Origin of the sequence: Burkholderia sp. LS-044, assembly GCF_004803625.1 — a bacterium.
GTDB lineage: Bacteria > Pseudomonadota > Gammaproteobacteria > Burkholderiales > Burkholderiaceae > Burkholderia > Burkholderia cepacia.
The window spans coordinates 421526-440701 of record NZ_SSWO01000003.1 but is presented as its reverse complement, the minus strand read 5'-3'; the positions used below and the strand labels follow the sequence as shown (position 1 = coordinate 440701).

Annotated in this window: 18 protein-coding genes; 6 read left to right on the top strand and 12 right to left on the bottom strand. The window is 68.6% G+C overall.

Features of this window, described 5'->3' with window-relative positions:
• The first annotated feature begins 28 nt into the window (after positions 1 to 28).
• Positions 29 to 1861 (top strand): hypothetical protein, encoded by a 1833-nt coding sequence (locus E9536_RS10475; protein WP_027787221.1) that lies wholly within the window; start codon positions 29 to 31, stop codon positions 1859 to 1861.
• 2 nt (positions 1862 to 1863) lie between these two features.
• On the top strand, positions 1864 to 3219 hold the full coding sequence (locus E9536_RS10470) for an MATE family efflux transporter (protein WP_060084259.1): 1356 nt from the start codon (positions 1864 to 1866) through the stop codon (positions 3217 to 3219).
• 11 nt (positions 3220 to 3230) lie between these two features.
• Here E9536_RS10470 and lipA read toward each other — a convergent pair whose 3' ends face one another.
• From lipA to E9536_RS10440, 6 genes are all read right to left on the bottom strand, one after another.
• Positions 3231 to 4196, bottom strand: a complete 966-nt coding sequence (gene lipA, locus E9536_RS10465; RefSeq protein WP_027787219.1) for a lipoyl synthase — start codon at positions 4194 to 4196, stop codon at positions 3231 to 3233.
• A gap of 2 nt (positions 4197 to 4198) precedes the next feature.
• Positions 4199 to 5314, bottom strand: coding sequence for an acetoin dehydrogenase dihydrolipoyllysine-residue acetyltransferase subunit (locus tag E9536_RS10460; RefSeq protein WP_060194336.1), 1116 nt, complete (start codon positions 5312 to 5314; stop codon positions 4199 to 4201).
• Between the two features lie 4 nt (positions 5315 to 5318).
• Positions 5319 to 6323, bottom strand: a complete 1005-nt coding sequence (locus E9536_RS10455; protein WP_048021073.1) for an alpha-ketoacid dehydrogenase subunit beta — start codon at positions 6321 to 6323, stop codon at positions 5319 to 5321.
• Between the two features lie 54 nt (positions 6324 to 6377).
• Positions 6378 to 7361, bottom strand: a complete 984-nt coding sequence (locus E9536_RS10450) for a thiamine pyrophosphate-dependent dehydrogenase E1 component subunit alpha (RefSeq protein WP_136469824.1) — start codon at positions 7359 to 7361, stop codon at positions 6378 to 6380.
• Between the two features lie 77 nt (positions 7362 to 7438).
• Complete coding sequence (locus tag E9536_RS10445) at positions 7439 to 8215, bottom strand: SDR family NAD(P)-dependent oxidoreductase (protein ID WP_027787216.1); 777 nt, start codon at positions 8213 to 8215, stop codon at positions 7439 to 7441.
• Between the two features lie 59 nt (positions 8216 to 8274).
• Positions 8275 to 9333, bottom strand: coding sequence for an NAD(+)/NADH kinase (locus E9536_RS10440; RefSeq protein WP_136469823.1), 1059 nt, complete (start codon positions 9331 to 9333; stop codon positions 8275 to 8277).
• Between the two features lie 537 nt (positions 9334 to 9870).
• Here E9536_RS10440 and E9536_RS10435 point away from each other — a divergent pair.
• Positions 9871 to 11787, top strand: a complete 1917-nt coding sequence (locus tag E9536_RS10435) for a sigma-54-dependent Fis family transcriptional regulator (protein WP_059694561.1) — start codon at positions 9871 to 9873, stop codon at positions 11785 to 11787.
• Between the two features lie 25 nt (positions 11788 to 11812).
• On the opposite strand, the gene E9536_RS10430 is transcribed toward E9536_RS10435, so the two are convergent.
• Positions 11813 to 12247 carry a carboxymuconolactone decarboxylase family protein gene (locus tag E9536_RS10430; RefSeq protein WP_059694562.1) on the bottom strand — a complete coding sequence of 145 codons (435 nt, stop codon included), beginning with the start codon at positions 12245 to 12247 and terminating at the stop codon, positions 11813 to 11815.
• Positions 12231 to 12692 carry a MerR family transcriptional regulator gene (locus E9536_RS10425; RefSeq protein WP_060084261.1) on the bottom strand — a complete coding sequence of 154 codons (462 nt, stop codon included), beginning with the start codon at positions 12690 to 12692 and terminating at the stop codon, positions 12231 to 12233. Before E9536_RS10425 ends, E9536_RS10430 begins: the two co-directional genes overlap by 17 nt.
• Before the next feature lie 290 nt (positions 12693 to 12982).
• On the opposite strand from E9536_RS10425, the gene E9536_RS10420 reads away from it, so the two are divergent.
• Together E9536_RS10420 and E9536_RS10415 are read left to right on the top strand one after the other, a co-directional pair.
• Positions 12983 to 13606, top strand: coding sequence for a helix-hairpin-helix domain-containing protein (locus E9536_RS10420; protein WP_136469822.1), 624 nt, complete (start codon positions 12983 to 12985; stop codon positions 13604 to 13606).
• An 88-nt stretch (positions 13607 to 13694) separates the two neighbouring features.
• On the top strand, positions 13695 to 14126 hold the full coding sequence (locus E9536_RS10415; protein WP_027787210.1) for a YidB family protein: 432 nt from the start codon (positions 13695 to 13697) through the stop codon (positions 14124 to 14126).
• A gap of 128 nt (positions 14127 to 14254) precedes the next feature.
• Here the strand turns inward: E9536_RS10415 and clpB are convergent, their stop codons facing one another.
• Together clpB and E9536_RS10405 are read right to left on the bottom strand one after the other, a co-directional pair.
• Positions 14255 to 16852: an ATP-dependent chaperone ClpB gene (gene clpB / locus E9536_RS10410; protein ID WP_027787209.1), complete on the bottom strand. Its 2598-nt coding sequence runs from the start codon at positions 16850 to 16852 to the stop codon at positions 14255 to 14257.
• Between the two features lie 157 nt (positions 16853 to 17009).
• Positions 17010 to 17528, bottom strand: coding sequence for an Rrf2 family transcriptional regulator (locus E9536_RS10405; RefSeq protein WP_060084263.1), 519 nt, complete (start codon positions 17526 to 17528; stop codon positions 17010 to 17012).
• A 254-nt stretch (positions 17529 to 17782) separates the two neighbouring features.
• Here E9536_RS10405 and E9536_RS10400 point away from each other — a divergent pair, with 254 nt between their 5' ends.
• Entirely contained in the window at positions 17783 to 18352 is a 570-nt protein-coding gene (locus tag E9536_RS10400; protein WP_060174306.1) for a group III truncated hemoglobin, read from the top strand.
• A 79-nt stretch (positions 18353 to 18431) separates the two neighbouring features.
• Here the strand turns inward: E9536_RS10400 and E9536_RS10395 are convergent, their stop codons facing one another.
• Both E9536_RS10395 and moaD read right to left on the bottom strand, forming a co-directional pair.
• On the bottom strand, positions 18432 to 18908 hold the full coding sequence (locus tag E9536_RS10395) for a molybdenum cofactor biosynthesis protein MoaE (protein WP_021156501.1): 477 nt from the start codon (positions 18906 to 18908) through the stop codon (positions 18432 to 18434).
• 10 nt (positions 18909 to 18918) lie between these two features.
• Positions 18919 to 19176 carry a molybdopterin converting factor subunit 1 gene (moaD, locus tag E9536_RS10390; RefSeq protein WP_060358450.1) on the bottom strand — a complete coding sequence of 86 codons (258 nt, stop codon included), beginning with the start codon at positions 19174 to 19176 and terminating at the stop codon, positions 18919 to 18921.

The window sequence follows — 19176 nt, the reverse complement described above, 5'->3', positions numbered from 1 at the left end:
CTGACGCGCAACTGCCGGCGCGTCTACAATGCCGGATGCTCGAAACCGGCTCGACCGCGCGCACCCGCGCCGGCCGCCCGCCCATAACAAATCGCTCATCTGCATGAAGCCTGTCGTCCGTCTCACCGCCTCCGCCACGCGTGCGCTGCCGCGCTGGCTGCTGCTTACCCTCTGCTTCGTCTACGCAGCGTTCGGCCTGTTCGGCCGCGATCCGTGGAAGAACGAGGACGCGGCGGGCTTCGGCGTGATGTGGACGATGGCCAAGGGCGGCTGGCACGATTGGCTGCTGCCGAACCTCGTCGGCAAGTTCATCACGACCGACGGGCCGCTCGGCTACTGGCTCGGCGCGCTGTCGATCCGCGGCCTCGGCCCGTGGGTCGATGCGAGCAACGCGTCGCGCGTCGATACCGGCGTGCTGTTCTGCGTCGCGTGCGCGTTCGTCTGGTACGCAGCCTACCTGCTCGGCCGGCGTGCCGAGGTCCAGCCGTTCAAATACGCATTCGGCGGCGAACCCGAGCCGCGCGACTACGGCCGCACGCTCGCCGACGGCGCGCTGCTGGTGCTCGTCGCCTGCTTCGGCCTCGCGGAGCGCGGGCACGAAACGACGCCGCAGCTGGCGCAGTTCGCGTGGATCGCCATGCTCGTCTACGGGATCGTCCGCGGCATCGACAAGCCGATGCAGGGCGCGCTGTGGTGGGGGCTCGCGATCGGCCTCGTCGCCCTGTCCGGCAACCCGGTGCTCGTCGTCGCCCTGCTCGCCGGCACGGCCGTGCTGTGGCTCGTCACGCCCGAGATGCGCAACCTGCGCCTGCCGCTGGTCGGCGTACCGCTCGCGGCCGCGATCTTCGCGCTGTGGCCGCTTGCCGCGTTCGTCGCGGCGCCCGACGACGCCGCATGGTTCTTCAACCAGTGGATTCACGGCAGCCTGATGCGCTTTTCCGGCCCGCCGACCGCCGTGCTCGGCTATGCGGCAAAGAACCTGCCGCTGTTCACGTGGCCCGCGTGGCCGCTCGCGATCTGGGCATGGTGGAGCTGGGCCGGCATGCGCCGCCGCGCGCACGTCGCGATTCCGCTGTCGGTCGCCGTGCCGCTCGTCGCGCTCGTGATCCTGCAGAGCCAGCAGTCGAACCGCATGTACATGCTGCTGATGCCGCCGCTCGCGGTGCTCGCGACGTTCGCGCTGCCGACCCTCAAGCGCGGCGCGATCAACGCGATCGACTGGTTCGCGGTGCTGAGCTTCACGATCATCGGCACCTTCGTGTGGCTCGTGTGGCTTGCCTCGCTCACGGGCTTCCCGCATCCGCTCGCCCGCAACCTCGCGCGCCTCGTGCCCGGCTACGAGCCGCACTTCAAGATCCTGTCGTTCGTCTGCGCGGTGATCGCCACGGTGTGCTGGTGCTTCCTCGTGCGCTGGCGCATCTCGCGGCAGCCGAAGGTTCTGTGGCGCAGCGTCGTGCTGTCGGGTGCCGGCACCACGCTGATGTGGGTGCTGCTGATGACGCTGTGGCTGCCGATCGTCAATTACGGCCGGACCTATCGCGACGTCGCGCAGCAGATCGCCGTGCACCTGCCGTCCGACTACGAGTGCATCGCGCCCGTGCGGCTCGGTGACGCGCAGATCGCGACCTTCGCGTATTTCGGCAACATGCGCTTCGATTTCTCCGGCGACTGCGACGTGATCCTGCGCCAGGACCGCGCGGACTTCGGCGAGCCGAGCTCCATGTCGCAATACGTGTGGCGTCTCGTGTGGGAAGGCCGCCGCGTCGCCGACCGCGACGAGCGCTTCCGCCTGTACGAGCGCATCGAACGGCCGAAGACGCCCGTCAAGCGGCGTCCGCCGCGCCGTCAGCCGGCCGACTGACGATGTTCGGCGACATCCGCCGAATCGTCGGTCTCGCATGGCCGGTGCTCGTCGGCCAGCTCGCGATCATCGCGTTCGGCGTGATCGACACCGCGATGGTCGGCCGCTACTCGGCCGTCGATCTGGCCGCGCTCGGGCTCGGCTCGTCGATCTACGTGTCGATCTACATCGGCCTGACGGGCATCCTGTCCGCGCTGCAGCCGATCACCGGGCAACTGTACGGTGCGCGACGCTATGCCGAAATCGGCGAGGAAGTGCGCCAGGCGCTGTGGCTCGCGCTGCTGCTCGCGGTGCCCGGCTTTCTCCTGCTGCATTTTCCTGAACCGCTGCTGCGCGTCGCGCACGCACCCGCCGCGCTGCACGAACGCACCGTCGACTACCTGCGCATCCTGTCGTACGGGCTGCCCGCCAGCCTCGTCTTCCGCATCTACAACGCGCTGACCAACGCGGCCGGCAAGCCGCGCCTCGCGATGATCCTGCAGATCGGCGCGCTGGTGCTCAAGTTTCCGCTCAACGTGTGGTTCATCTTCGGCGGGTTCGGCGTACCGGCCCTCGGCGGCCCCGGCTGCGGGCTCGCGAGCACGCTGATCAACTGGGCGCTCGCACTGATCGGCTACACGCTGCTCGCGAAGCTCGACGTGTTCGCGCCGCTCGCGATCTTCTCGCGCTTCTGCTGGCCGGTCTGGGAACGCCAGAAGGCGATCCTGAAACTCGGCGTGCCGATGGGCCTGTCGTACCTGATCGAGGTCACGTCGTACACGTGCATGGCGCTGTTCATCGCGCAATTCGGCACGACGACGCTCGCCGGCCACCAGATCGCCGGCAACATCGGCGCGGTGCTGTACATGACGCCGCTGTCGATCGGCGTGGCGGCATCGACGCTGGTCGCGCGCGCGCTCGGCGCCGGACGGCCCGAAGAAGCCCGGCTGCTCGGCCGCCACAGCGTGATCTTCGCGTGCGGCATTGCCGCGACATACGGCCTGCTCGTGTTCGTGCTGCGACCGCTGATCATCGGCGGCTATACGCCGAACCCGGCCGTCGCCGCGGCCGCGATGCCGCTCGTCGCGATCGTCGCGTGCTACCACGTCTTCGATGCGCTGCAGGTCACGTCGGCGTTCGTGCTGCGGGCCTACAAGGTCGCGGTCGTGCCGACCGTGATCTATGCGGTCGCGCTGTGGGGCGTCGGGCTCAGCGGCGGCTACGTGCTCGGCTTCGACGTGGGCGGCATCGCGCCCGCGTGGCTGACCGGCGCGCGCGGCTTCTGGTTCGCGAACACGGTCAGCCTGATGCTCGCGGGCGCCGGGCTCGTGCTGTACCTGCGCCGGGTGAGTCGCGCGCACGCCCCGGCGTCGGCCTGACGCGCCGCCCGCTACCTGTCCTCCAGCACGTCGGCCGCATGGTACGACGACCGCACGAGCGGGCCGGCGACGACTTCCCTGAAACCGAGCGCCAGCGCGTCGTCGCGCCACGCGGCGAATGCCTCCGGGCTCACGTAGCGTCGCACCGGCAGGTGGTGCGCCGACGGCGCCAGATACTGGCCGAGCGTCAGCACGTCGACTTCGTGCGCGCGCAGGTCGCGCAGCGTGTCGCGCACCTCGTCGTCGCGCTCGCCGAGCCCAAGCATCAGTCCCGACTTCGTCACGAGCGTCGGCCGCGCGGCCTTCGCCTGCGCGAGCAATTCGAGCGAACCGCGATAGTCGGCGCCCGGTCGCGCCGCGCGATACAGCGACGGCACCGTCTCGATGTTGTGGTTGAACACGTCGGGCCAGGCCGTCGACAGCGCATCGAGCGCACGGGCCACGCGGCCGCGGAAGTCCGGCGTCAGCACTTCGACGCCGATGCCCGGCACGCTCGCACGTACCGCCGCGATGCACGCGGCGAAATGCGCGGCGCCGCCGTCGCGCAAGTCGTCGCGGTCGACCGACGTGATCACGACGTAGCGCAGGCCGAGCGCCGCGGCCGTGTCGGCCAGCCGCGCCGGCTCGTCGGGATCGAGCGGCTCGGGACGACCGTGCGCGACGTCGCAGAACGGGCAGCGCCGCGTGCACAGGCCGCCCATGATCATGAAGGTCGCGGTGCGCTGCGCGAAGCACTCGCCGATGTTCGGGCACATCGCCTCCTCGCAGACGGAATGCAGCCGATGGTCGCGCAGCACGGCAGCCATGTCGGCCACCGCCGCGCTCATCATCGGCCGCGCGCGCAGCCAAGGCGGCTTCGGCAGCGCCGCGCCTGCCGCGGGCTCGACGCGCACCGGAATGCGCGCGAGCTTGTCGCGGCTTCTCGCGCCCGGCTGGCCGAGCGCCGTGAGACTGGGTCGTTCGAGCGCGGCGGCCATCGTCAGTCTCCGAGGAACGCGACAATCAGGCGGTTCACGTCGGCGGCCGCCTCCATCTGCACCATGTGCCCGCGGCCGGCGATCACTTCGGCACGCACGCCGTCGGGTAAAGCCTGCGCGTGATGCGCCGGGATCACCTGGTCGCGCTCGCCCCAGATCACGAGCGTGCGCGGCGCAAGCGTCGCGAGCCGGTCGCGGAACACGCGCCGCTGGGCGGCGCCGTCGAACGCCGCGTTCGCGATCTTCTCGAGCGCGGCCTGCACGCCTTCGAGCCGCTTGTACTTGACGAGATCCTCGACGAGCTGCCGCGTGACCAGCGCGTTGTCCGCGAACAGCGCACCGAGGTGCGGCTTCAGCGTGTTGCGGCTGTTGCCGGCGACGAAACCGTCGATGTAAGCGCGGTTGATGTCGGTGCCGAGCCCCGCGCTCGCGATCAGCGTCAGCGACGCGACGCGTTGCGGCGCGCGTTCCGCGGCCGCCATCGCAACCGCGCCGCCCATCGAATGGCCGATCAGGTGCGCCTGGTCGATGCCCTTCGCGTCAAGCAGCGCGAGCACCGCGTCGGCGAGTTCGTCGAGGCTGCCCGTCTCGACCGCCTTGCCCGATTCGCCATGGCCGGGCAGGTCCAGTGCCCACACGGGCCGGTGCGCGGCGAGATCCGCGTGATTGAACAGCCAGTTGTTCAGGTCGCCGCCGAAGCCGTGAATCAGCACGGCGGGTGTGCCGGTGCCTTCGCCGAGCTTCAGGAAGCGCACCGTCCGGCCGCCGATCTGCGCCTTCTCGGGTTGCGGGCCGGCCGCTTCGTCGGAGGCCGCGCTCGGCACGAAATCGCGCTGGAAATCGGCGATCGCCGCGTCGATGTCCGCATCGCTCGCATCGGCCGCCGCGACGACGCCGAGCAGCGCGCCGACCGGCAGCGTCTCGCCTTCCTGCGCGACCTGCCGGCGCAGTGTGCCGTCGAACGCGCATTCGACGCCCGACGAGATCTTGTCGGTCTCGACGTCGAGCACTTCGTCGCCCTTCGTCACGCGTTCGCCGATCGTCTTCAACCAGCCGTTGACCTGCCCCTGCTCCATCGACAGCCCCCACTTGGGCATCGTGATCATGTGAATCGACATCGTGTCAGCTCCTCGTCTTCAGGACCGCCTGCGCAATCGCATCGGCGGACGGGATATACAGGTCTTCCAGCACGCTCGCGAACGGCGCGGGCGTGTGCGGCGCGGTCACGAGTTCGATCGGTGCCTTCAGCGCATGGAACGCGCGCTGCGCGACGAGCGCGGCGATGTCGGTCGCGATCGAGCAGCGCGGGTTCGCTTCGTCGACGACCACGACGCGTCCGGTGCGCTCCGCGCTTTCGAGGATCGTTTCCTCGTCGAGCGGCGACGTCGTGCGCAGATCGATCACGTCGACCTGGATGCCGTCCTTCGCGAGCTTCGCGGCCGCGTCCATCGCGAGATGCACCATCCGGCCGTACGTGACGATCGTCGCGTCGTCGCCGTCGCGCATCACGTTCGCTTCGCCGAACGGAATCGCATAGGACTCCTCCGGCACGTCGCCTTCGCGGGTATAGAGCAGCTTGTGTTCGAGGAAGATCACGGGATCGTTGTCGCGGATCGCCTGGATCAGCAGCCCCTTCGCGTCGTACGGCGTCGACGGGCACACGACCTTCAGCCCCGGGATGTGCGTGAACAGCGACGTGAGCATCTGCGAGTGCTGCGCGGCCGCGCGCAGCCCGGCGCCGTACATCGCGCGGATCACGACCGGCGTCACGGCCTTGCCGCCGAACATGTAGCGGAACTTGGCGGCCTGGTTGAAGATCTGGTCGAAGCACACGCCCATGAAATCGATGAACATCAGCTCCGCGACGGGCCGCATCCCGCATGCGGCCGCACCGACCGCCGCGCCGATGTAGCCGCCCTCCGACAGCGGCGTGTCGAGCACGCGGCCCGGAAACTTGTGGAACAGCCCCTTCGTCACGCCGAGCACGCCGCCCCACGCGTCGTCCTCGCCCGGCGCGCCCGCGCCGCCTGCATTGTCCTCGCCCATCACGATCACGCTGTCGTCGCGCGCCATTTCCTGCGCGAGCGCCTCGTTGATCGCCTGCGAATAAGTGATCTTCCTTGCCATGTCTGTCTCCTGGAATGTTCGGTTCGCCGTGTCGGCCGCGGTGTCAGGCCGCGCTCACAGGTACGACACGTAGACGTCGGTCAGCAGGTCGGCCGCGTCGGGCAGCGGCGCGGCCTTGGCCTGCGCGACCGCGTCGTCGATCAGCGCCTTCACCTGGGCATCGACCGCGCGCAGATCGGCGGTCGTCAACGCTTCGGCCCGCACGACGCGCGTCTCGAAATGCTTCAGGCAGTCCTTCTCGTCGCGCAGCTTCTGCACCTCGCCGGGTGCGCGATAGGTTTGCGCATCGCCTTCGAAGTGGCCGAAATAGCGCGTGAACTTCACCTCGACGAGCGTCGGGCCGCCGCCGTTGCGCGCGCGCTCGACGGCTTCGCCGAGCGCTTCGTGCACCGCGAAGAAGTCGAAGCCGTCGACGATCACGCCTGGCATCCCGAACCCGTTCGCGCGATCGGCGATGTTGTCGGTCGCAACCGACCAGCTCGACGACGTCGCTTCCGCATAACCGTTGTTTTCGGCGACGAAGATCGCGGGCAGCCGCCACACCGACGCGAGGTTCATCGATTCGAAGATCACGCCCTGGTTCGACGCGCCGTCGCCGAAGAAGCACACGCCGACGCCGCCTGTCTTCTTGTGCTTCGCCGCGAGCGCTGCGCCGCACACGAGCGGGCCGCCCGCGCCGACGATCCCGTTGGCGCCGAGCATCCCCATCGACAGGTCGGCGATGTGCATCGAGCCGCCCTTGCCGTGGCAGACGCCGGTTTTCTTGCCGTAGATCTCGGCCATCATCCCGTGCACGTCGACGCCCTTCGCGATGCAATGGCCGTGGCCACGGTGCGTGGTCGCGACGTAGTCGTCGAGGCCGAGGTGCAGTATCGTGCCGACCGCGGACGCCTCCTCGCCCGCGTACAGGTGAACGAAGCCGGGGATCTCGCCGGTCGCGAATTCGACGTGCAGGCGCTCCTCGAATTCGCGGATCGTGCGCATCAGCCGGTAGGCGTCCAGCAGCTTGTCCCTGCTGAGCTGTGTCGAAACGGTCATGTGTGTCTCCTGGGTAGGTCTGACTGCGAATGCCGCCGCGGCGATGCCGTGGCGACGGATTGCACGGCCTGCGGCCGTCAGTGGAACGTGAAGCCGCCGTCGACGTTCACGGCCTGGCCCGTCACGTTGTCCATCGTCGCGAAGAACAGCGCGAGCCGGCCCATGTCCTCCGGCGTCTGGGCGCGGCCCTGCGGGATCAGCGTCAACTGGTGCCGCTGCCACGATTCCTCGACCGTTTCGCCGTCGGCCTTCCATTCGTCGGACAGCCGGTCCCACATATAGGTACGGACGATGCCGGGGCAGATCGCGTTGACGGTCACGCCGTCGCGCGCAAGCTCCTTCGCGAGCGCGTTCGTGAAGCCGACGACCGCGAATTTCGATGCGCTGTAATGCGCGAGATTCGGAAAGCCTTCCTTGCCGGCGATCGACGCGACGTTGATGATCCGGCCGCGGCCCTGCGCCTTCAGGTGCGCGAGCGCCGCGCGGCAGCCGAGGAAGGTGCCCTTCGCGTTCACGTCCATCACGACATCCCAGTCGCGCTCGGTCAGTTCGGCGACCGGATGAATGCTGATCACGCCCGCGCAATTCACGAGGATGTCGAGCCGGCCGAGTTCGGCGAGCGCCTGCGCGACCATCGCGTCGACCTGCGCGGCCTGCGTGACGTCGACCTTCGCGACCGCCGCCCGCCGGCCGAGCGCGCGTACCTCGCGCGCGGTGGCGTCGAGCGCATCGTCGAGCAGGTCGGCCAGCAGGACGTCGGCGCCCGCGCCGGCAAGCGTCAGCGCAATGCCGCGGCCGATGCCGCGCGCGCCGCCCGTGACGATGGCGACTTGTCCTTCGAGTGAAGCCGTCATGGCAATGTCTCCTTGAGGATCGTTATGGAAGTCGAAATGTCATGCGAAACAGCAGCGGCTCAGTCGTGCCACGCGCCGGCATCGCGCAGCAGTTGCCGCGACGACGCGTAACGCAGCGTGCGGCCGACATCGACCGTCAGCGGCCCGCGCCAGTCGAGCGAGATCTCGTAGCGATCGCCGCGCGCGACCTCGATCTCGCGTTCACCGTCGAACGCGAGCGTGCCGCGCTCGAACGGGATCGTCTGCCACGCGCCCGGCTCGAGCCGTTCGCAACTGCGCATCACGACGCGATCGACGCGGCCCGGCGCAATCGGTGCGACGAGCGGCGTGCCGGCCGCCTTGCCTTCGGCCGCGAAGCGCATCGCGAGCCCGTGCGGCGCGCTGCGTTCGAGCGGCGCCCACGCGCCGCCGAGCGCGGACAGGCCGATCCCGTCCGGTTCCGCGAACGTCAGGTAGAGCGAATCGATGTCGTCGGACCCCGAGATCGCGCGGGCGCCGATGAAGTGCTGGCGCGCGGCGCACACGTCGACGAGCGCGATCTCCTCGCGCCCCGGCTGCGCGCCCGCCACGCAGCGCACGACGAGCCGCTTGTTGCGCGTGAACGCGACTTCGGCCGGCACCGCGCCGGTCGCGGCGAGTCCTGCCGCGACGCCCGCGACGGTTGCCTCGCGATGCTCGGGAAACGCGTTGTTGGTGCCGGTGGACAGCGCGACGAGCGGCGTCGCGCCACAGTGCGCGGCCACGGCGCGATGCGTGCCGTCGCCGCCGAGCACGACGATCAGCGCGACTTCCATGCGGTGCAGGTACGCGGCACCGGCCTGTGTGTCGGCGACGGTATCGGTGATTGGCAGGTCGACGAATTCGACCTCGGGCCAGCGCTCGTGCGGCGCGACCGCGCGATGCGTGTCGATCGCGCGCAGCAGCAGCGTCGCGATGCCCGTGCGGTCGCGCAGCGTCAGCACGCGCTCGACGCCCATCGCGCCGAGGCCGGCCAGCAGGCGCACGATCATGTTCGCCTTCTCCGCCGTCGGAAACACGGAGGCATGCGTCGTGAGGCGGCGGATGTCGCGCCCCGATGCGGGGTTCGCGATCACACCGACGGTAACGGGCGTCGTCACGGGTTCGTCTCCATCCAGTTGGCCGGCCCCGGCGCATTGCTGTACGCCGCGGCCCTGCCTGTCTCGTCCGCTGCCATCGCCGGGCGGCGGATCTTCATCGTCGACGCGACCGCGCCGACCTGCCCGTGATCTCTGCAAGCGGCGTGCCATCGAGCGTGCGATGTCCGTGAAACCCGTGTGCACGCTGGCGCGGCGGGCATGTCGACGCCGCCGGTTCGCTGCCGGAGCCACGGCGCGCGCGGCAATTCCGCCCGTTCGTCTCACCCCGTCGATGCGACGAAACGGCCGCCGCGACGCCGGTGCAAGCGCGCCGTTGCGCCCGCAAACCCCGCGCTATCGCGGCGCCGCGCGGTGCGGCGTCATGCCGGACGATCCGCGCATGCCGCACATGCGCGCGTCTCAGCGACACGAGACAGCGCGCGATACCGGTGAGACGAACGTCTCACGCCCGCCGCGTGCTGCGATGCAATGTGATCCGTCGAACGGGATGTGCTACAAGAACATCGCATTCCCCGCCGTACGGAACCGGAGCCGACCATGCCTTACGCCGTCCCCCAGGCCCAGCACGCCGACCGTGTGCTCGGCGCGCTCGCCGGACGCCTGCCCGCGCCGGCCGAATCCACGCGCCTCGTGTCATCGTGGCAACGGTCGCTCGAGCGCTACCGTCTCGACCCCGCTTCGTCGATCGGCCCGCGCGTGCTGACCGCGGCGGAGCTGCGCGAAGTCCGCGACAAGGAAGAGGCCTTCCTGCGCGCGTCGGGCCAGTGCCTGACGCGGCTGCACGACATGATCCGCGTCGCCGACTACTGCGTGATGCTGACCGACGCGCACGGCGTGACGATCGACTACCGGATCGACCGCGAGCGCCGCAACGACTTCCGCCACGCGGGGCTGCACATCGGCTCGTGCTGGTCGGAAAGCGAGGAAGGCACCTGCGGTGTCGCGAACGTGCTGACCGATCTCGCGCCGATCACCGTGCACAAGACCGATCACTTTCGCGCGGCCTTCACGACGCTCACCTGCAGCGCGGCGCCGATCTTCTCGCCGGGCGGCGAGCTGATCGGCGTGCTCGACGCGTCGGCCGTTCAATCGCCCGACGGCCGCGACAGCCAGCGTCTCGTCTATCAGCTCGTGCGGCAGAGCGCGGCGCTGATCGAGGACGGCTACTTCGTGCACAGCACCGCGCAGCACTGGATCCTGTTCGGGCATCCGAATCGTCACTACGTCGAAGCGCAACCCGAGTGGCTGATCGCGTTCGACGAATGCGGCAATATCGTCGCCGCGAACCGGCAGGCGCGCGACGCGCTACCGGCGCTGCGCGAACCGCGCCATATCGACGAGATCTTCGATGCGACCGAGATGCCGCTGCGCGATGCCGCGCGGCTCGATGCGATCGTCGCGCTGCGGCTGCGCGCGACCGGCGCGCCGCTCTATGCGCGGCTGCGCGCGCCGCTACGGCGCACCGGCCGCGAGCCCGGCACGGCCTCGCGCCGCCCGGGCACCACGCAACGCCACGTCGGCGCGCTGACGCCGTTCCTGCACAGCAGTGACGCGCATATCGCGCAACAGGCCGAACTCGCGTTGCGGGTCGCGAGCAAGCGGCTGCCGATTCTCGTGCTCGGCGAGACCGGTGCGGGCAAGGAAGTGTTCGCGCGCGCGATCCACGACGCCGGCGCGCGGCGCGCGCGGCCGTTCGTCGCCGTCAACTGCGGCGCACTGCCGGAAGCACTGATCGAGAGTGAATTGTTCGGTTATGCGGCCGGTGCGTTTACCGGTGCACGCAAGCACGGCGCGCGCGGCAAGATCGCACTCGCCGACGGCGGCACGCTGTTCCTCGACGAAATCGGCGACATGCCGCTCGCGCTGCAGACGCGCCTGTTGCGCGTGCTCGCCGATGGCGAGGTTGTGCCGCTCGGCAGCGATACGCCCGTGCGCGTCGATCTCGACGTGATCTGCGCGACGCACCGCGATCTCGCGCGCATGGTGGCCGACGGCACGTTCCGCGAGGATCTGTACTACCGGCTGAGCGGCGCGACGTTCGAACTGCCGCCGCTGCGCGAGCGCGCGGACGTGCGCGACGTGATCGCCACAGTGTTCGCCGAGGAGGCGCAGGCAACCGGCCACGTGCTGACACTCGATGCAACGCTCGCCGAACAGCTCGCCGCGTACCCGTGGCCCGGCAACGTCCGGCAGCTGCGCAACGTGCTGCGCTATGCGTGCGCGGTGTGCGACGCCGCGCGCGTGACGCGACAGGATCTGCCGGCCGATATCGCCGCGCAGCTCGGCGGCGCGTCGACCGGCACCCTGCCTGACGACGAGCGCGGCCGCATCGTCGCCGCGCTCACCGCGCACCGCTGGCGGCCCGACGCCGCCGCGCAGGCGCTCGGCATCTCGCGCGCGACGTTGTACCGGCGCATCGCGAAGCACCGGATCGTCGCGCCGCACCGCGCGTGACGTGCGGGTGCCGGCGCGCGCCCCGTCACGCGAGCTGCCCGACCGCGTCGTTCGCGTCGTTTGTCTCTCCGGCCGCTTCGTCGAGCCGCGCGAACACCTCGCGCGCCGCGAACAGCGCGTTGAGCGCGGCCGGGAAACCCGCGTACACGGACATCTGCATGAACACCTCGACGATCTCGTCGCGCGTGCAGCCCACGTTCAGCGCGGCCTCGATATGCACCTTCAGCTGCGGCTGCGCGTTGCCGAGCGCGGCCAGCGCCGAGATCGTCGCAATCTCGCGCGCCTTCAGGTCGAGTTGCGGCCGGCTGTAGATGTCGCCGAAGCCGAACTCGACCAGCAGCCGTGCGAAGTCCGGGGCGATCGGCGCGAGCGCCGCGATCACGCGTTCGCCCGCCTCCCCGTCGATTTCCTTCAGTTTGTTCCAGCCGCGCGTGTAGCGGTCTTCAACGAGTCGTTCCATGGTGTCCGTCCTGTTCCGATGGGGAGTGAGAGGGTTTTGCCCGTCGTGCCGCATCGCGCTCCTGTGCCTCGTAGTACGCGATCTTGTCGCTGATCACGTCGAGGCTCGCCTGCAGCTCCGCGAGATGCGCGCGCACCGCGTCGCGATGCGTGACCAGCAGGCGGCGCCGCTCACCGAAGGTCGGCTCGCCCTGCGCGCGCAGCGCCGCGAATTCCTGCATCTGCGCGATCGGCATGCCGGTCGCCTTCAGGCGCATCACGAAGGCCAGCCAGTCAAGGTCGGCCGGCGCATAGAGCCGGTGCCCGGCCGCCGTGCGCGAAATCGCACGCAGCAGCCCGGCCTGCTCGTAGTACCGCAGCGTATGCGTCGACAAGCCGGTCAGCTCGGCGACTTGCCCGATCGTCAGCGGACCGGTGGCGGAAGGTTTGGATACGGTTTTCGACATGGCAGGAGCAAGGTTAGGAGTTAGAGTCAACTCTAAGTCAAGCGCTTTCGAACGGCCAGCGCGACGACGACCCACGACACCCCGCGACACCGTAAAGAATGGTCAAAACCGCTGCCCGGCGCGGGTTTCGGTCTTTACAGCGCCGCAAGCCTTCAGCAAGATTCGGTCAGCCTGTCTTAAAAAGGGCACGCATTTGTCCTATGCTTAACGGCGACGCCCGGCCAAGTCTCGCCCGCCGTCCGTTGCAACAGCCATTCATCCGTCAGAATCAGAACCAGGGAGCCTTTGCCATGCTGAAAAAGCTGCTGATGCTGTTCGTCGCGCTGTCGCTGTCACTCGCCGCAGGCCTTGCCGCGGCCGTCGAAGTCAACACGGCCGACCAGGCCGCGCTCGAATCCGTGAAGGGTCTCGGGCCCGTGAAGTCGAAGGCGATCATCGACGAACGCACCAAGAACGGCCCGTTCAAGGACGCGGACGATCTCGCGAACCGCGTAAAGGGCCTCGGCACGAAGTCGGTCGGCCATCTCGAGGAAAACGGCCTGACGATCGGCGGCTCGTCGACGCCGCCGAAGGGCGTGAAGCTGTCGAAGCCGGCCGCGACGACACCGGCGACCCCGTCGGCAACGACGTCGGCAGGCACCGCGTCGACGTCCACGACCGCGACGGCCGGTACGACGGCCGGTACGACGGCCACTGCGCCGGCACCGGCGGCAAGCGCGCCGGACACGGCGGCGAAACCGGCCAAGGCCAAGCGCGCGTCGAAGAAGGAAAAGGCCGCCGCGGCCGCAGCGGCATCCGCCGACGCGGGTGCGAGCGCACCGGCCGCGGCGTCGTCGGCCAAGGCGACGAAGGGTTCGAAGAAGAAAAGCAAGAAGGACAAGGCAGCCTCCGCCGCCGCGGCGTCGGGCGCCTGATGTGCGCCGCGCGCGCGACGGCGTGCGCGCGGCATTCGTTCAACGGGCGTCGTCGTCACGACGCCCTTTTCAGTAAAGGTGAAGCACCATGGGTCTCCTCGACATCGTTGGCGGTCTGCTCGGCGGCCAGGCCGGCGGCAACTCGCAAAGCGCGCTGATCACGACCGCGCTCGAATTCATCAACAACCAGCCGGGCGGCCTGAACGGCCTGATCGAGAAGTTCAAGGCGGGCGGCGCCGGCGACATCATCGGCTCGTGGGTCGGCAACGGCGAAAACCAGCCGATCTCGGCAGACACGCTGCAGAACGTGCTCGGCTCCGACGTCGTCGGCTCGCTCGCGAGCAAGGTCGGCATCGATCCGTCGCAGGCTTCGTCGATCCTCGCGCAGGTGCTGCCGCACGTCGTCAACGGCGCGACGCCGAACGGCGAAGTGCCGGCAGGCGGCCAGATCGATACGTCGAACGTGCTCGGCGCGCTCACGCAACTCGCCGGCATGTTCGGCGGCAACAAGCAGGGCTGAGCCCGCACCACGCCGGCTGACAGCCCCGGCGGCGGTTTCGGCCGCCCCATAAGCAAACACCCCGCCGAGGCGGGGTGTTTGTTTTTGCGCGCCCGGCGCGAACCGGGCGGGCAGCCGATGGCAGGCGATCAGTGAACGACGCGGTCGAACACGAACTTGCCGTCGTTGACGTCGACCGGAATCACGTCCTTCGGACCGAAACGGCCCGCGAGGATGAGCTTCGCGACCGGGTTCTCGATCTCCTGCTGGATCGCGCGCTTCAGCGGCCGCGCACCGAACAGCGGATCGTAGCCGACCTTGCCGATCTGTTCGAGCGCCGCCGGCGACACGTCGAGCGCCATGTCGAGCTTCGCGAGCCGGTCGTGCAGGCGGGCGAGCTGGATCTTCGCGATCGACTCGATGTTGCTGCGGTCGAGCGCATGGAACACGACGACGTCGTCGATCCGGTTCAGGAACTCGGGGCGGAAATGCTGCTTCACCTCGAGCCACACCGCGTCCTTGATCTCTTCCTGCGGCGCGCCCGTCATCGCCTGGATCACCTGCGAGCCGAGGTTCGACGTCATCACGATCACCGTGTTCTTGAAGTCGACCGTGCGCCCCTGCCCGTCCGTCATGCGGCCGTCGTCGAGCACCTGCAGCAGCACGTTGAACACGTCCGGATGCGCCTTCTCGATCTCGTCGAGCAGGATCACGCTGTACGGCTTGCGGCGCACGGCTTCCGTCAGGTAACCGCCTTCCTCGTAACCGACATAGCCCGGCGGCGCGCCGATCAGCCGCGCGACGCTGTGCTTCTCCATGAACTCGCTCATGTCGATGCGGATCAGGTGCTCTTCCGAATCGAACAGGAACGACGCCAGCGCCTTGCACAGTTCGGTCTTGCCGACACCCGTCGGACCGAGGAACAGGAACGAGCCGTACGGACGGTTCGGATCGGCGAGACCCGCGCGCGAACGGCGAATCGCGTCGGCCACCGCGCCGATCGCCTCATGCTGGCCGACCACGCGCTCGTGCAGCTTTTCCTCGATGTGCAGCAGCTTCTCGCGTTCGCCCTGCATCATCCGCGACACCGGAATCCCGGTCGAACGCGACACGACTTCCGCGATTTCCTCGGCGCCGACCTGCGTGCGCAGCAGGCGCGGCCGCGTCGGGTTGTGCTGCTCCTGCTCTTCGGCCTGCGTGACCTGCTTCAGCTGCGCCTCGAGCTGCGGCAGCTTGCCGTACTGCAGTTCGGCGACCTTCTCCAGCTTGCCGTCGCGCTGCAGCCGCGCGATGTCCGCACGCACCTTCTCGATCTCTTCCTTCAACTGCGCGCTGCCCTGCACCGCGGCCTTCTCGGCGGTCCAGATCTCCTCGAGGTCCGCATATTCGCGGCCGAGGCGCTCGATCTCTTCCTCGATCAGTTGCAGGCGCTTCTGCGACGCTTCGTCCTGCTCCTTCTTCACGGCTTCGCGCTCGATCTTCAGCTGGATCAGCCGGCGGTCGAGCTTGTCCATCTCTTCGGGCTTCGAATCGATTTCCATCTTGATCTTCGAAGCGGCTTCGTCGATCAGGTCGATTGCCTTGTCGGGCAGGAAACGATCGGTGATGTAGCGGTGCGACAGTTCGGCCGCGGCGACGATCGCCGGATCGGTGATGTCGACGCCGTGGTGCAGTTCGTACTTCTCCTGCAGCCCGCGCAGGATCGCGATCGTCGCCTCGACGCTCGGCTCGTCGACGAGCACCTTCTGGAAGCGGCGCTCGAGCGCGGCATCCTTCTCGATGTACTTGCGGTATTCGTCGAGCGTGGTCGCGCCGATGCAGTGCAGCTCGCCGCGCGACAGCGCCGGCTTCAGCATGTTGCCCGCATCCATCGCGCCTTCGGCCTTGCCCGCGCCGACCATCGTGTGGATTTCGTCGATGAAGACGATCGTCTGGCCTTCGTCCTTCGCGATGTCGTTGAGCACCGCCTTCAGGCGCTCCTCGAATTCACCGCGATACTTCGCGCCCGCGAGCAGCGCGGCCATGTCGAGCGACAGCACGCGCTTGCCCTTCAGCGTCTCGGGCACTTCGCCGTTGACGATCCGCTGCGCGAGCCCTTCGACGATCGCGGTCTTGCCGACGCCCGGCTCGCCGATCAGCACCGGGTTGTTCTTGGTGCGACGCTGCAGGATCTGGATCGAACGGCGGATTTCGTCGTCGCGGCCGATCACCGGATCGAGCTTGCCCGCACGGGCGCGCTCGGTCAGGTCGACGGTGTACTTCTTCAGCGCCTCGCGCTGGCTTTCCGCATCCTGGCTGTGCACCTGCGAGCCGCCGCGCACCGCGGCGATCGCGGCTTCGAGCGACTTGCGCGTGAGGCCGTGCTGGCGCGCGAGCTTGCCGGCTTCGCCCTTGTCGTCGGACACGGCGAGCAGAAACATCTCGCTCGCGATAAACGTGTCGTTGAGCTTCTGCGCTTCCTTGTCGGCCTGGTTCAGCAGCCCGGCCAGTTCGCGGCCGATCTGGATGTCGCCGCCCGTACCCGTCACTTGCGGCAGGCGCGAGATCGCTTCGTTCAGCGCGCCTTGCAGCGCCTGGATGTGAACACCCGCGCGCGACATCAGCGAGCGGGCGGAACCGTCCTGCTGCGCGACCAGCGCGGCCAGCACGTGAACGGGTTCGATGTATTGATTGTCGCGGCCAGCCGCAAGGCTTTGCGCGTCAGCGAGTGCTTCCTGGAACTTGGTGGTGAGCTTGTCGATTCTCATTTTGTCGAGACCTCCAATTTTCGATTAACACCAAGATAAGGATGGTTATGCGGCTTTCAAGCGAAATTTGGGTTGATTCAGCGCAAAAATCGATGGATATCCTCGAAGCAGCCCTGGGACGGGCCGCTGCCGGGCCGCGGAGCGCGGCGCTCGCGTATCAGCCGGCCGTCGACGGCGGCTCGACGGGCACAGGCGCGTCTTCCGGCAACGGCGCGGCGGGATGCACGCGCACGACCGGGCGAATGCCGAGCAGCGCCATGAGCGGCGCAGCGGGTTCGACCAGTTCACCGAGCGTGTGGCGGTCGAGTTCGGCGAAGAACGCATCGCGCGCGGCCGCCAGCACGCCCTTCAGGCGACACTGCGGCTCGATCACGCAGCCGCGCGATTCACCTTCGGCCGCAAAGCAGCCGACCAGCGCGAAGTCGCTCTCGGTTGCGCGCACGACCTCACCGACGGTCAGTTGCAGCGATTCGGGGAACAGCCTCAGCCCGCCATTGCGGCCGCGAACGGTGTCGACCCACCCCAGCTCGCCGAGCTGCTGCACGACTTTCATCAGATGGTTCTTCGAGATGCCGTAGGCGTCCGAGATCTCCTGGATCGTCGCGAGTCCCTCGCCACGCACGGCAAGGTAAAGCATCACGCGCAGCGAATAGTCGGTGTAGTCGGTGAGTCTCATGGGTGAATACGGAAGAGATCGATCGTGTCCCAATTACGTGAGCCGGGCCGATCGGGATGCGCACGGGGCCGGTCGACAGCCCTGTTCCGCGGCCCCGGGTTGCCGGGAGGGCGCGCGCGCAATAAAATGCGTGACATCTACACGTTTTTCAGGGGTCGTTGGTCGCTATTTTGCGTCAAAATCCGGCCGGCGTCCTGCACGATGCCCGCGCCGCCGCCCCGTCGTTGTCTGTCTCTCCCGGCCCCCTTTTTGCCATGACCGTCCTGCCCGCCTCGCCCGATACCGCACCGGCCCGCCCTCACGACGCCGAGCCGACCGAAGAGAACATCCGCGATCTCGTCTACGCGTTCTACGACCGCGTGCGCATCGATCCGCTGCTCGGGCCCGTGTTCGACGCAAAGCTGGCCGGCCGCTGGGACGACCACCTGCCGAAGATGGTCACGTTCTGGTCGAGCCTCGTGCTCGGCACCAAGGGCTATCGCGGCAACGTGCAGCAGGCGCACCAGCCGCTCGACGGGATCGAGCCGGCCCATTTCAGCCGCTGGCTGTCGCTGTTCCTGAAGACCGTCGAGGCGCGCTACGCACCGCCCGCGGCGATCCGCTTCATGGAACCGGCCCTGCGGATCGCACAGAGCCTGCAGTTGAGCCGCTTCGGCTGGGATTACCGGATTCCGCCCGAGCAGCAGGCGCTGCTCGACGCGATCGCACCGCGCCGCCGCGGCGGGGACGACGGGGGCGACGATCCGCACGCGCTGCCGTCGCGTGCCCGCGGCGAGCCGTTTCCAACGAAGATCATCGGGCGCAGCACCGATCCGGACGCGTAACGGATTGCCATCACGGGTTGCCGTCACGCGCGGCGCTTGCGCGCATGCAGCACCTTGCCGCACGATGCCGACGCCGCGCTCAGCGCCGCGTATTGCCCGATTCGATCCCCCAGCGCGCGAGCGCGGCATCGTCGGTGCTGCGCGCGTCGACCCAGCGCTCGCCGTCCGGCGTGGTTTCCTTCTTCCAGAACGGCGCTTCGGTCTTCAGGTAGTCCATCACGAACTCGCACGACGCGAACGCGTCGCCGCGGTGCGACGCAACCGTGGCGACCATCACGATCTGGTCGAGCGGCAGGAGCCTGCCGACGCGATGCACGATCGCGACGTCGATGCCCGGCCAGCGCCGGCCGGCCTCGGCCGCAATCTTCTCGAGCGCCTTCTCGGTCATCCCCGGATAGTGCTCGAGTTCCATCGCGGCAACCGCATCACCTTCGTTCAGATCGCGCACCGTGCCGACGAAGCACGCGACCGCGCCGATCTTCGGGTTGCGCGCTCGCAATGCCGCGACCTCGGCGTTCAGGTCGAAGTCGTCGGTCTGGATTCGTACCGTTGCCATCGCCGGTGCCTCAACCGCCCGTCACCGGCGGAAAGAACGCCACTTCGCAGCCTTCGGTGAGCCGCGTATCGGGACCGGTCATCTCGTGATTGCACGCCATGCGCAGCGCGCGCCCTTCCGCGAGCGTCTCGGCCCATGCCCCGCCGCGCACGCGCAGCCATGCGCGCACGTCGCCCACGGTCGTGACGCTGTCCGGCACGTCGGCCTGCTCGTCGGCAACACCCAGTGCCTCGCGTACGCTTGCAAAAAATTTCAGCTGAATCTTCAT

What these genes read in the sequence shown, in the direction of transcription:
- E9536_RS10400 (WP_060174306.1), top strand. Translation starts at nt 17,783, where the DNA reads ATGACCGTCCTGCCCGCCTCGCCCGATACCGCACCGGCCCGCCCTCAC.
- E9536_RS10395 (WP_021156501.1), bottom strand. Translation starts at nt 18,908, where the DNA reads ATGGCAACGGTACGAATCCAGACCGACGACTTCGACCTGAACGCCGAG.
- lipA (WP_027787219.1), bottom strand. Translation starts at nt 4,196, where the DNA reads ATGGCCGCCGCGCTCGAACGACCCAGTCTCACGGCGCTCGGCCAGCCG.
- E9536_RS10475 (WP_027787221.1), top strand. Translation starts at nt 29, where the DNA reads ATGCCGGATGCTCGAAACCGGCTCGACCGCGCGCACCCGCGCCGGCCG.
- E9536_RS10415 (WP_027787210.1), top strand. Translation starts at nt 13,695, where the DNA reads ATGGGTCTCCTCGACATCGTTGGCGGTCTGCTCGGCGGCCAGGCCGGC.
- E9536_RS10420 (WP_136469822.1), top strand. Translation starts at nt 12,983, where the DNA reads ATGCTGAAAAAGCTGCTGATGCTGTTCGTCGCGCTGTCGCTGTCACTC.
- E9536_RS10435 (WP_059694561.1), top strand. Translation starts at nt 9,871, where the DNA reads ATGCCTTACGCCGTCCCCCAGGCCCAGCACGCCGACCGTGTGCTCGGC.
- clpB (WP_027787209.1), bottom strand. Translation starts at nt 16,852, where the DNA reads ATGAGAATCGACAAGCTCACCACCAAGTTCCAGGAAGCACTCGCTGAC.
- E9536_RS10430 (WP_059694562.1), bottom strand. Translation starts at nt 12,247, where the DNA reads ATGGAACGACTCGTTGAAGACCGCTACACGCGCGGCTGGAACAAACTG.
- E9536_RS10445 (WP_027787216.1), bottom strand. Translation starts at nt 8,215, where the DNA reads ATGACGGCTTCACTCGAAGGACAAGTCGCCATCGTCACGGGCGGCGCG.
- E9536_RS10470 (WP_060084259.1), top strand. Translation starts at nt 1,864, where the DNA reads ATGTTCGGCGACATCCGCCGAATCGTCGGTCTCGCATGGCCGGTGCTC.
- moaD (WP_060358450.1), bottom strand. Translation starts at nt 19,176, where the DNA reads ATGAAGATTCAGCTGAAATTTTTTGCAAGCGTACGCGAGGCACTGGGT.
- E9536_RS10460 (WP_060194336.1), bottom strand. Translation starts at nt 5,314, where the DNA reads ATGTCGATTCACATGATCACGATGCCCAAGTGGGGGCTGTCGATGGAG.
- E9536_RS10405 (WP_060084263.1), bottom strand. Translation starts at nt 17,528, where the DNA reads ATGAGACTCACCGACTACACCGACTATTCGCTGCGCGTGATGCTTTAC.
- E9536_RS10455 (WP_048021073.1), bottom strand. Translation starts at nt 6,323, where the DNA reads ATGGCAAGGAAGATCACTTATTCGCAGGCGATCAACGAGGCGCTCGCG.
- E9536_RS10425 (WP_060084261.1), bottom strand. Translation starts at nt 12,692, where the DNA reads ATGTCGAAAACCGTATCCAAACCTTCCGCCACCGGTCCGCTGACGATC.
- E9536_RS10450 (WP_136469824.1), bottom strand. Translation starts at nt 7,361, where the DNA reads ATGACCGTTTCGACACAGCTCAGCAGGGACAAGCTGCTGGACGCCTAC.